Genomic DNA, 12,130 nt, shown 5'->3' with positions numbered 1-12,130 from the left:
CTGCGCAGCCCAAGCGCAAGGGGAACAGAGCGTTATTCCAAGGAGGGCCGCCATGCAGGATGCGAGCAGGTCTTTCTTCATCATGCTTCCTTAATATATAACCGAATCGCTTATATTAGGATAGCTGAAACTTTAGGTTGAGTCCATGTTAAATCGCCTGTTAGATTGCCTGCTTCGGCAATTTATCCGAGGGCGTGCCGCCTTGCGGGCGATCGCGCGGTAGCGGATTCGGCCAATCGGGCGCTCGGGATGAGCCTTGCCCGCGCCCGAGCTGAGCTTGGGCGATGCTGCAATCCTTGATAACTTTTGCCCGTCAGGGCTTTTCTTTTCAGATGGTTGTGCTAATATAACGTCCGCTGCAACAACAGCATCGGGATGTGGCTCAGTTTGGTAGAGCGCTGCGTTCGGGACGCAGAGGCCGCAGGTTCAAATCCTGTCATCCCGACCATGTAGACTCGGGATGTATTCTTTTGTTAAGATGCATCCCTTATCTATAGGTATTGTGGTAATCTGACGAGGTTAGATTGCGCGGGCGGACGTCCCGCATCAACGAGTGGAGGACAATATGAAAATTCTCGGCATGGGCGTTCCCGAGCTGTTGATCATCCTTGTTGTGATCCTGCTTATCTTCGGCCCCAAAAACCTTCCCAAGCTGGGCAGTGCACTCGGTAAGACCGTCAAGAACCTCCGCGAAGGCATCGGCGGCGGCGATAAGGAAATCGAAGAGGTCGAGGAAGAAGAGGAAGTCGAAGAGGTCGAGGAAGAGCAGCCTGTTAAGAAGACTGTCAAGAAGACCACGACGACGGCCAAAAAGCCGGCTACGAAGAAGAAGGCCGAATAGTACCACCCTTCGGGTATGTTTTCGCGGCATGTGCAGTGCGTGCACGTGCCGCGTTGTCGTATACCGAGCCCAGGTTCGCCGCGAAAGCGATGGGCTCGATCGATATAAGCGAACCGCGTACACGTAAGCGCACGCTTCCAAGCGTGCATGTTTCTCTGCAACAGACAGGTGATGGTATGGCAGACAAGGATTTTATCCTCACGCAGGAGGGAAAGGAGAAGCTCGAAGCCGAGCTTCATTTCCTCGAAACCGAGAAGCGTGCCGAAATAGGCGAGCGCATCAAGGTTGCCCGTGAGTTCGGAGATATCTCTGAAAACTCCGAATACGACGACGCCAAGAACGAACAGGGCATGATGGAGGCGCGCATCGCCGAGATCAGCCGCATTCTGAGCGAGGCGACCGTCGTCACTATTCCCAAGCGGTCGAACAAGGTCAACATCGGCTCGAGCGTGACGGTCGACATGGACGGGCGGGAGCGCGTGTTCACAATCGTCGGCGGCGCAGAAAGCGATGCTGCGGCGGGCAAGATCTCGAACGAATCGCCCGTAGGGTCGGCCTTGCTCGGGCACAAGAAGGGCGATGTCGTGGAAACGCAGGGGCCCACCGGCAAGAAGATCGTGATGACGATCACGAAAATAGATCACTAAAAACACGGCCCCGGCGAAACGGGCCGCCACACAGCGGTTCCGCCGAAGCGGTGCCGAGCTTTACGGGCCCCGGGAATCGAGGGCCCGTTTGCGTTATCGGACGATACGAAAAGGAAGCACATGAGCGAGACAACGAACACCGCCCAGGATGGAGCCGAGCAGATCGAAGACGATCCGATCGAGGTTCGCCGAGCCAAGCGCGAGGCTTTGCTTGCGGCCGGCAAGAACCCCTACGGCCATGCGTTCGAGTACAGCCATCACATCGAAGAGCTCGACGCGAAGTACGCCGATCTGCCCGATGGGGAATCGACCGAAGATGCCGTGAAGGTGGCGGGCCGCATCATGGCGAAGCGCGACCAAGGCAAGATCATGTTTCTCGAACTGCGCGACGCTACGGCCGATATCCAGCTGTTCTGTCGCATCAACACCCTCGGCGAAGAGGTGTACGCTGAATTGAAGGATCTCGACGTGGGCGATTGGATCGGCGTATCCGGCACCATGATCCGCACGCGTCGGGGCCAGCTTTCGGTGGCGGTCGAATCGTTCGAGCTTCTGTCGAAGTCGCTCAGACCCCTGCCCGAGAAGTTCCACGGCTTGGCCGACAAGGAAACCCGCTATCGTCAGCGCTACGTCGATCTGGTCATGAACCCCGAGGTTCGCTCGACTTTCGAGGCCCGCTTCAAAATCATCTCGGCCATTCGCTCCTATATGGAATCGCAGGGATTCTACGAGGTTGAGACGCCGATTCTCCATCCCATTCTCGGCGGCGCGAACGCAAAGCCCTTCATCACCCATCACAATGCGCTCGACAAGGATTTCTACCTGCGCATCGCAACCGAGCTGCATTTGAAGCGCCTGCTCGTGGGCGGGTTCGAGAAGGTGTTCGAAATCGGGCGTCAGTTCCGCAACGAGGGTATGGATCCGTTCCACAATCCCGAGTTCACAACCATGGAGGCCTATCAGGCTTATTCCGATCTCGAGGGCATGATGGAGCTCACGCAGGGCTACATCCAGGCCGCCGCCATGGCAGCGTGCGGCACGCTGCAGATCACCTATCAGGGCAACGAGATCGATCTTTCGGGCGAGTGGCCGCGCAAGACCATGATGCAGCTCATAGAAGAGGAGTCGGGCGAAAAGGTCGGCTTCGATATGATCCGCGAGGAGCTTGTCGAGATTGCCGAGAAGTACGGTGTGAAGGTTGAGGATGCATGGGGCAAGGGCAAGCTCATCGCCGAGATATTCGAAGCGACCGCTGAAGACAAGCTCGTTCAGCCGACGTTCGTGACCGACCATCCGCTCGAGGTGTCGCCGCTTGCCAAGAAGAAGACCGATGACGAGAACCTTACCGAGCGCTTCGAACTTTTCATCTGCGGACACGAGTACGCAAACGCCTTCAGCGAGCTGAACGACCCGGTCGATCAGGCGGAGCGATTCCGGGCGCAGGTCGCCGCGAAGGAAACCGGCGACGACGAGGCGATGGGCTACGACGATGATTACGTGCGCGCGCTGGAGTACGGCATGCCGCCTGCGGGCGGCGTCGGCATCGGCATCGACCGTTTGGTCATGCTTTTGACCGATTCGGCATCGATCCGCGATGTGCTGCTGTTCCCGCACATGCGCGACGAGGCGAGGTAGGCGGTCCCGAAGCGCCGCCTGGCCGTCGGTTTCGCTATCGTGCGCCAGTTTTGGTGATGTTGTGAGAGCGCTTTACGGCAAGGTGTCGTTTTAGCACTCTCTTGACTTGAGTGCTAATATTATGCGGAAACCAAAAACTTGCGAGAATTGAGGCATGCATGAGCTTTGAGAAATTCACCGACAAGGCCCGCAAGGTCCTCGTCCTGGCTCAGGATGAGGCCCGTGCCTTGCACCAGCCCTACGTGGGCACCGAGCACTTGCTGCTCGGGTTGATACAGGAAGAAGACGGCTTGGCCGCCCAGGCTCTCGATCGATTGGGCGTCGAATACAACGCCGTCGTCCAAGCCATCCGCCAGGTCGTCGCAATCGATGAGGATACCGATGTCTCGGGGCATCTGAGCTTCACGCCGCGCGTCAAGCGCGTGCTTGAAAACTCGCTGCGCGAGGCCATGCAGATGGGGCAGAGCTATATCTCCACCGAGCACTTGCTGCTCGGCATCGTCCGCGAGGGAGACGGCACGGCGCTCGAGGTGCTCGGTCGCCTTGGCGTCACGGGCGACAACGTCCGTTCCGCCTTGAACGATCTTGTGGGCCAGAGTCCGGTATACGCGGGCCGCGGCGCGTTCGAGGCGCAGGCTGCATCGTCGGACAGCATGCTCAAGGAGTTCGGGACCGACCTTACCAAAAAGGCGACCGAGGGCAAGCTCGATCCGGTTATCGGGCGCGCAGGCGAAATCGAGCGCGTCATGCAGGTGCTGTCGCGCCGCCAGAAGAACAACCCGCTTCTGATCGGCGAGCCCGGCGTGGGCAAGACCGCCGTCGCCGAAGGCTTGGCGCAGCTGATCGTTTCGAACCAGGTTCCCGATATCCTGCGCAACAAGCGTCTTATCACGCTCGACATATCCGCGCTCGTCGCGGGCAGCAAATACCGCGGCGAATTCGAAGAGCGCCTGAAGAAGTGCATCAAAGAGGTGCAGGACGAAGGCGATATCATCTTGTTCATCGACGAGATCCATACGCTCATCGGCGCAGGTTCGGCCGAGGGTTCCATCGACGCCGCCGCCATCCTGAAGCCGCCGCTGTCGCGCGGCGAAATCCAGGTCATCGGCGCCACGACGATCGACGAGTACCGCAAGCACTTCGAGAAGGACTCAGCGCTCGAGCGGCGCTTCCAGCCCATTACGGTGGGCGAACCCAACGAGGAGCAGGCGCTGCGCATCATGGAGGGCCTGCGCGATCGCTACGAGGCCCATCATCAAGTGCATTTCACCGACGATGCCCTGCAGGCCGCCGTGTCGCTTTCCGGGCGCTACATTCAGGATCGATTCCTTCCCGACAAGGCGATCGACGTGCTTGACGAGGCGGGCGCGCGCATGCGCATCCGCAACATGACGCTTCCCAAGGAGCTGCGCGAGCTTGATGACGAGCTCAGGCGCCTGCGTGCCGAAAAGGACGAGGCGATCGCATCGCAGGATTTCGAGCGTGCCGCAAGCCTGCGCGATGAAGAGTCTCAGCTGCGCGAGAAGCGCGCCGAGGCCGAGAAGAAGTGGGAAGAAGATGCTCAGAAGTCCATCAACCAGGTGACGGTCGAGGATATCGCCGACGTCATCTCGATGACCACGGGCGTGCCGGTGTCGAATCTCACCGAAGCCGAGACCGAGAAGCTGCTGCGCATGGAAAGCGTGCTTCACGAGCGCATCATCGGCCAGGAAGAAGCCGTGACGGCGCTTTCGAAGGCCATCCGTCGCAGCCGTTCGGGGCTCAAGGATCCGAAGCGCCCCGCCGGATCGTTCATCTTCCTCGGCCCTTCGGGCGTCGGCAAGACCGAGTTGTCCAAGGCGCTCGCCGAGTTCCTCTTCAATTCCGAAGACGCGCTTCTGTCTTTCGACATGAGCGAGTACATGGAGAAGCATTCGGTGTCGAGGCTCGTGGGATCGCCTCCGGGCTACGTCGGGTTCGACGAGGGCGGCCAGCTTACCAAGGCGGTGCGCCAGCGCCCGTACTCGGTCGTGCTGTTCGACGAGATCGAGAAGGCCCATCCCGACGTGTTCAACATCTTGTTGCAGATCCTCGAAGAGGGTCGCTTGACCGACGCCCAGGGCCGCACGGTCGATTTCCGCAACACGATCATCATCATGACGTCGAATGTGGGCGCCCGTGAAATCGCCCAGTCCACGCCGCTCGGATTCCAGAGCGATCCGAACACCGGGCTGTCGGACAAGGAAATCCACAGCCGCGTTATGAGCGAGATGAAGAAGCTCTTCCGTCCCGAGTTCTTGAACCGCATCGATGAGATCATCGTGTTCAAGTCGCTCAACGAGGAGCAGATAGCCCAGATCGTCAGCCTCATGGTTGCCGAGCTGCGCGAGCGCCTGATCGCACAGAACATGTCCATCAACTTGACCGATGCCGCTGCGCGGCACATTGCGAAGGAGGGAACCGATGCAACGTTCGGCGCGCGTCCTTTGCGCCGCGCCATCCAGCGCTTGCTTGAAGATCCCATTTCCGAGCAGATCCTCGAGGGGCGGTGGACGAGCGGTTCCATCATCGATGTCGATTACGTTGACGGCGAACTTACGTTTGAGGCGGGAAGCGGCTCTATACCTGCACCGCGCAAACGTGATAGCATAGCCAAGGACACAGAATTGCTCCTGACCAACTTCGATCTGGGGCATGCGGGTGTCACGAGCGGCGGCTCGATGTCGGGCGGTGCTGCAGACTAACGCGTGTTTTGAAAAAGCGATGAACCTTACGGGAGCCGTCGCCGTTGCGCGACGGCTCCCTCGCATCGCCGACGAAGAAGGGCAGAAGACCACATGGCGAAGACCATCGATCCTGTATTTTCGCCTCAGGTGCTGAAAAGACCTGAGCTGGCGCTTGACGATCTTGATTTCGACGCGCTTTCGCAGAGTATGGGGGGCCTTAAGGGCAAGATGGATGAAAACCCCAAAACGGCGGCCATCATCCTGGCCGGCGGAACGGGCGAGCGCTTCGGCAAAGAAGGCGGCAAACAGCTCGTCGAGATCGCGGGCAAACCCATCCTCACCTGGTCGGCCGAGGCGTTCGATGCGGTGGGCGATATCGGGCTCATCGTGATCGTGTGCCCCGAGGATCGAGAGGACGAGTACCTCAAACGCGCAGTCGATCCGTTCCCCTTCGTCACGCCGGTCGTCGTCGCCCCCTCGGGGCCGAGCCGTCAGGAGTCGGCGTTTTCGGGCCTCGAATGCGTGCCCGACGAGTTCGAGTACGTGGTGCTGCACGACGGCGCCCGCCCGCTCATCTCGCCTGATCTTATCCTGCATGCCATCAACGTGCTCAAGGGCAACATCGACTGCGATGGAGCCGTAGTGGCGCATCCCGCCGTCGACACGCTCAAAGTCGTTGAGAACGGCGTCATCGTGGGAACGCCCGATCGGCGGGTGTTCTGGAACGCCCAGACACCGCAGGTTTTTCGCTCGGGCATTTATCGTCGCGCCCACGCTTCGGCACTGTCCGACGGGTTCATGGGCACCGATGACTCGTCGCTCATCGAGAGGCTCGGAGGCCGCGTGCTCGTGGTCGAGGGAAAGCGCGACAACATCAAGCTCACGGTTCCCGAGGACTACCTGCTGCTTGCCGCCGCCGTCAGATCCATGTACATGAGGGATGCCGAGCAGTGATCGAGAGCACCCGACAGGCTTCCAGCCAACCGCAGGCGTCGGGCGCCGAAGCGCCTGCCATGAGTTCGCGCGTCTCCGATGCGCCGCAGCAGGACGCGTGCGCTGCCGGCCGGTCGCAGGAGGCGACCGCCGCACAGGTGCCTGCCGCGTTGGCGAGCCTGAAAACCGGCCTCGGATTCGACGTGCATGCGTTCGCCGAGGGCCGCAAGCTCATCTTGGGCGGCGTCGACATTCCCCATGATCGAGGATTGCTCGGGCATTCCGATGCCGATGTGCTCGCCCACGCCATCTCCGATGCGCTGCTCGGGGCGGTGCGCGGCGGCGATATCGGCAAGCTGTTCCCCGATACCGATCCCGTCTACAAAGACGCCGACTCGCTCAAGCTTCTGGCTGCGGTAGCCGAATTCGTGCGCAGCTGCGGGTTCGAGATCCTCGATGTGGACAGCGTGATAGCCGCCCAGGCGCCCAAGCTGTCCCCGTACCGCGATGCGATGCGGGAAAATCTGGCGCGCGCGATGGGCGTTGCGGTCGAATCGGTGGGCGTAAAGGCGACGACGACCGAATGGCTCGGCTTTGAGGGCCGCGAAGAGGGAATCTCGGCACGCGCCGTCTGCCTCGTTTGTCGATGTAGCGGGCAAGAGCGCTAATCTGCGCGCCTTGCCGCATGCGATCGGCATGCAATGCTACAATGCACATTCGACTGGAAGACGGATGCTCTATGAATATATTCAAGACCATAGGTGAAGATATTGCAGCGGTGAAGGAACGAGACCCCGCCGCACAGAACTCGTTTGTCATTTGGCTCACGTACCCGGGTCTCCACGCCCGATGGTCCCACGTGGTGGAACACTGGCTCTGGACGCATGGCTTCAAAAGCCTCGCTCGCATCTCATCGCAGTTCACGCGCTTCATGACGGGCGTTGAGATACATCCTGCCGCGGTTATCGGACGCAGGTTCTTCATCGACCACGCCATGGGCGTCATCATCGGCGAAACGACGGTCATCGGAGACGATGTGACGCTGTACCAGGGCGTGACGCTCGGCGGCACCGGCAACGAAACGGGCAAGCGCCACCCGACGCTTGGCAACAACGTGCTGGTGGGTGTGGGCGCCTCCGTGCTCGGCAACATTACGATCGGGGATAACTCGAAGGTGGGCGGGGGAGCGGTCGTCGTGCGCGACGTGCCCCCGAACTGCACGGTTGTCGGCATCCCCGGCAAGATCGTCATACGCGACGGCAAACGGGTCGAAACCGAGAAGCAGGATGCCGCCAAGCATCGCGAGTGCTTGCCCGATCCGGTAACCGAGGAATGCGAGCGGCTCGCCGAGCGCATCGACGGGCTGGAGCGCAAGCTGAGAGAAGCGCAGGAAGCGTCGGCGGTAGACTTGCTGGCTGCCCGCATCGACGAAGTGGAACGAAGGTTGGGAGAGAAAGCATGATCAAGGTATACAACACCCAGACCCGAAGCAAGGTTGATTTCGAATCGGTCGAGCGAGGCAAGGTGGGCATGTACGTGTGCGGCCCGACCGTGTACAACTACATACACATCGGCAACGCGCGCACGTTCATCGCGTTCGACATTATACGGCGGTACTTCATGTGGCGCGGGTTCGACGTCACGTTCGTGCAGAACATCACCGACGTCGACGACAAGATCATCGCCAAGGCCAACGAAGAGGGCCGCACGGCGGCCGAGGTCGCCGCGGAGTACACCGAGGCGTTCATTGCCGACATGCGTGCGGCGGGCGTGCTCGATCCCGATATCAGGCCCAAGGCGACCGAGGAGATCGACGCGATGATCGAGCTCGTATCCGAGCTCATCGAAACGGGGCATGCTTACGACGCGGGCGGCGACGTGTACTTTTCAGTGCGCTCGTACCCGGCCTACGGCGAGCTGTCGCATCGCAACGTCGACGAGATGGAGTCGGGTCATCGCGAGCTGCGCGCATGCGGCTCGGGCCTTGAAGACCGCAAGCGCGATCCGCTCGATTTCGCGCTTTGGAAAGCGGCGAAGCCCGGAGAGCCTTCGTGGCCTTCCCCTTGGGGCGAAGGGCGCCCCGGCTGGCACATCGAGTGCTCGGCCATGTCGCGCAAGTACCTCGGCCTTCCGTTCGACATCCATGGCGGCGGTGCCGATCTCGTGTTTCCCCATCACGAGAACGAGCGCGCTCAAAGCGAAGCCGCGTGCGGCTGCCGATTCGCCAACTACTGGTTGCATTCGGGCATGCTCCAGATCAATTCCGAGAAGATGAGCAAATCGCTCGGCAACTTCCTGCTTCTGCGCGACGTGCTTGAAACCACGAAGCCGGCCGTGCTGCGGATGCTGATTCTGCAAACCCAGTACAGAAGCCCGCTTGACTTCTCCGACGAGCGTTTGGGCGAGGCCGAAGCGGCTCTTTCGCGCATCATGAACGCGGTGAAGAACATCGAGTGGATCATCGAGAACGCCGAAGACATCCCCTCGCCGCTCGATACGCGGGCGATTCTGGACGCTACGCGAAACCTGCGCACTTCGTTCATCCTTTCGATGGACGACGATTTCAATACGGCGGGCGCGCTCGGCGAGATATTCTCCTTTGTGGGAGAGCTCAACGGACAGCTGGGCGACAAGACCGTTTCCGTAACCGATGTCGCCGCGCTCAAGCAGGCTCGCGATACCGTCGTCGAGCTGATGGGAGCCTTCGGTATCGATCTTTGCGAGAACGAAGCGTGCAAAGCATATCCGGCGGAGGTCGTCGGCCTTGCGCGCGAGCTTGCAGGTTATGCGGGCGAAAATCCGGTCGAAGCGGTTGACGCGCTGCTGGAATGCCGCGCCGATGCGCGCAAGCAGAAGGACTGGGGTTTGGCCGACAAGGTGCGCGACGGGCTGGTGGCGCTCGGATTCGTGATCGAGGATACGCCGCAGGGCGCACGCGTGACGCTCGGTTAGGCTCGGCTCGTCTGTGGATCGCTCTCGAAAAAAACCCGAGCTGCTCGCTCCTGCCGGGGGCATGGACCAGCTCGAATTCGCTCTGCATTTCGGGGCCGATGCGGTGTATCTCGCCTGCGACAGGTTCGGTTTGCGCCAACGTGCGGCGAACTTCTCGCTCGACGAGATTCCGCGGGCCGTCGAGCTCGCCCACGCATGCGAAGCGAAGGTGTACGTGACGCTCAACGCTGCGATGACGGGCGACGATGTGGCCGTGTTGCCAGCATACCTCGAGGCGCTGTCAGCGGCGGGCATCGATGCGGTGATCGTGAGCGATCTGGGGGCGGTGCGGCTCGCCTTGCGCCACGCCCCCGATGTGGCCATCCATATCAGCACCCAGGCTTCGTGCATGAACGCCGAGGCGGCGGCGATGTGGCACGAGCTCGGCGCGAAGCGCATCGTGTGCGCACGAGAGATGAGCGTAGCCGATATCGCCGCCTTGCGCGCCGCCGCGCCGAAAGATCTCGAGCTCGAGGCATTCGTCCACGGCGCCATGTGCATGGCGGTTTCGGGCCGTTGCCTCATCAGCGATCATCTCAACGGCAGATCGGCCAACAGGGGGCACTGCACCCAGCCCTGCCGATGGACGTATTCGCTTGTTGAGGAAACCCGTCCCGACGAGCGTTTTCCCGTAGAGGAGGATGAGGGCGGCAGTTTCATATTGAGTTCGAAGGACCTCAATATGCTCCATCACCTCGACGATCTTGCGAACGCGGGAGTCGATTCGATAAAAATCGAGGGACGCGTCAAGAAGGCATACTACGTGGCGACCGTCGTGAACGCGTATCGCCAGGTGCTCGATGGCGCCGAGCCGAGTGATTTCGACCGCGATCTCGAAGCCGTGAGCCACCGGCCCTATTCGACGGGCTTCTTCTACGGACCCGCCGAGCAGGCCCCGCATGGCCCCGAGTACGCGCAGACCCATGCGCTTGCCGGCACGGTTCTCTCGTGCGAGCAACGCGACGACGGCCTCTACGATGTGCGCATCGATCTGCGCAACCGGTTCTTCGAGGGCGATGTTCTCGAGGTTCTCTCTCCCGGGCAACCCGTGCGAGCGCTTTCTGCCGCCTGGATTCGCCGCATCGCCGTATCCGAAGCCGAGGGCAACCCGTGCGAGTGGGAAGAGGCGGTGCCGGTGGCCGATCGCGCTACGACCGTCTACGCGATCGCGAGTCCGTTTCCGCTGCAGCCCAAGGATCTCCTTCGCGTCGAGCGGCCCGATCTCTCAGCACGTTCGTCATAGAACGGTTAACCTGCGAACCGTTCCGATACCCAGCTGCTACACCGCCGCGACCGACGGATGCGGCTGCGTTGATAGACTTTTCCCAGACAAGCCAACGGGCCGCCATGCGGCTTTCGTTTCGAGGGAAGAGGACTAGCGATGAGCGATACAGCAAGCAGCGCCGCATATCGGCAGAGAAAACAATCGGTGGCGCAGGCGACGGGCGGTACGTGGCGCGATGCCGGCGGGCACGAAGCCGACGGGACGCACGCCGCAAAGACGAACATCGCGCTCGTGTGGGTTGCCTACGCGATCACGATCGCCTGTAACGCAGCGTTCGAGGTATTCTCGTTGGGCGGCACGACATCGGCAGAGGTGTCGGGCGAAGTGTTTGCGTGGTTCACGCCTGCAGGCTACGTGTTCGCCATCTGGTCGGTCATCTACATTGGGCTTGCAGCGTGGCTCGTCTCCTATTCCGGCGAAGCCTCGCACGACGAGCCGATGGGCGCGATGCGGATAGGCAGGACCGCAGTTCTTTTCACCGTATCGTGCGCTCTCAACATCGCCTGGCTTGCGCTGTGGCACTTCGAGCTGTTCGTTCCTTCGATCATCGTAATCGCCGCTTTGCTCGCAACGATCGGATTGCTGTACCGGCGCGTGCATGTCGAGTCGACTCGCCTGATCGACAGGGTGCCGATCTCGCTGTACTTCGCATGGCTCTGCGTAGCGACGGTTGCCGATATCGCCCATGTGGCAACTCGTTTCACGGGAGCCGAGACCTCGATTCTGCAACCTGCCAGCACGCTTGTGCTCGCGGTGGCATTCTTTGCGCTTGCCGTGTACATGAAACGCGCGTTTAACGACTACGCGTTCGGGGTGGTGATCGTGTGGGCTGTTGTCGGCATCGGCGTGCACCTGATGACCGTGAACCTCGCGATTTCCGTCATCACCATCATGCTTTCCGGACTCGGCGCCCTCGCCGTCTTCTTCCCGTGGGAAAAATACCGCCTCCAACCGCGAAGGTAGAAACCGCGCTCGCCAGCTCAAAACGGAAGCAGAGTTTGCGTTTGCTGGATCGGCTTGGAGCAGGGCTCGCGTTCGCCTGTTCGGACCGGGCCGTTGCGCGAGCATTCGGGATTCTGCCGATGCCGACAGC

General features: G+C 61.0%; 10 protein-coding genes and 1 tRNA gene. All 11 read left to right on the top strand.

Translation table 11 applies throughout. The features are described from left to right. Window positions 1–371 precede the first annotated feature (371 nt). The 11 genes from C1719_RS12010 (at window position 372) to C1719_RS11960 (ending at window position 12,000) form a co-directional block, all read left to right on the top strand. A tRNA-Pro gene (locus C1719_RS12010) sits at window positions 372–448 on the top strand. A gap of 117 nt (window positions 449–565) precedes the next feature. Continuing rightward, window positions 566–841: a twin-arginine translocase TatA/TatE family subunit gene (tatA, locus tag C1719_RS12005; protein ID WP_102375330.1), complete on the top strand. Its 276-nt coding sequence runs from the start codon at window positions 566–568 to the stop codon at window positions 839–841. A 176-nt stretch (window positions 842–1,017) separates the two neighbouring features. After that, window positions 1,018–1,488, top strand: a complete 471-nt coding sequence (gene greA / locus C1719_RS12000; RefSeq protein ID WP_102375329.1) for a transcription elongation factor GreA — start codon at window positions 1,018–1,020, stop codon at window positions 1,486–1,488. A gap of 120 nt (window positions 1,489–1,608) precedes the next feature. Next, entirely contained in the window at window positions 1,609–3,123 is a 1,515-nt protein-coding gene (lysS, locus tag C1719_RS11995; RefSeq protein ID WP_102375328.1) for a lysine--tRNA ligase, read from the top strand. Between the two features lie 158 nt (window positions 3,124–3,281). Then, the gene (locus C1719_RS11990; RefSeq protein WP_102375327.1) at window positions 3,282–5,846 is read left to right on the top strand and encodes an ATP-dependent Clp protease ATP-binding subunit; all 2,565 of its coding nucleotides are present in this window, start codon (window positions 3,282–3,284) and stop codon (window positions 5,844–5,846) included. A gap of 93 nt (window positions 5,847–5,939) precedes the next feature. Beyond that, a complete protein-coding gene (gene ispD / locus C1719_RS11985; protein ID WP_102375326.1) occupies window positions 5,940–6,782 on the top strand; it encodes a 2-C-methyl-D-erythritol 4-phosphate cytidylyltransferase in 843 nt (280 codons plus the stop codon). A 137-nt stretch (window positions 6,783–6,919) separates the two neighbouring features. Further along, complete coding sequence (gene ispF / locus C1719_RS11980; RefSeq protein WP_281255991.1) at window positions 6,920–7,429, top strand: 2-C-methyl-D-erythritol 2,4-cyclodiphosphate synthase; 510 nt, start codon at window positions 6,920–6,922, stop codon at window positions 7,427–7,429. Between the two features lie 71 nt (window positions 7,430–7,500). Beyond that, the gene (gene cysE, locus C1719_RS11975) at window positions 7,501–8,223 is read left to right on the top strand and encodes a serine O-acetyltransferase (protein ID WP_102375325.1); all 723 of its coding nucleotides are present in this window, start codon (window positions 7,501–7,503) and stop codon (window positions 8,221–8,223) included. Then, complete coding sequence (cysS, locus tag C1719_RS11970) at window positions 8,220–9,713, top strand: cysteine--tRNA ligase (protein WP_102375324.1); 1,494 nt, start codon at window positions 8,220–8,222, stop codon at window positions 9,711–9,713. Before cysE ends, cysS begins: the two co-directional genes overlap by 4 nt. Window positions 9,714–9,726: 13 nt before the next feature. Then, window positions 9,727–10,995 (top strand): peptidase U32 family protein, encoded by a 1,269-nt coding sequence (locus C1719_RS11965; RefSeq protein ID WP_342745913.1) that lies wholly within the window; start codon window positions 9,727–9,729, stop codon window positions 10,993–10,995. A gap of 138 nt (window positions 10,996–11,133) precedes the next feature. Next, complete coding sequence (locus tag C1719_RS11960) at window positions 11,134–12,000, top strand: TspO/MBR family protein (protein ID WP_102375322.1); 867 nt, start codon at window positions 11,134–11,136, stop codon at window positions 11,998–12,000. The last annotated feature ends 130 nt before the right edge of the window (window positions 12,001–12,130 follow it).

This window comes from Raoultibacter massiliensis (assembly GCF_900199545.1).
Taxonomy (GTDB): Bacteria; Actinomycetota; Coriobacteriia; order Coriobacteriales; family Eggerthellaceae; genus Raoultibacter; species Raoultibacter massiliensis.
The sequence above is the reverse complement of the archived record's forward strand: the minus strand, read 5'-3'. Positions and strand labels throughout refer to the sequence as shown.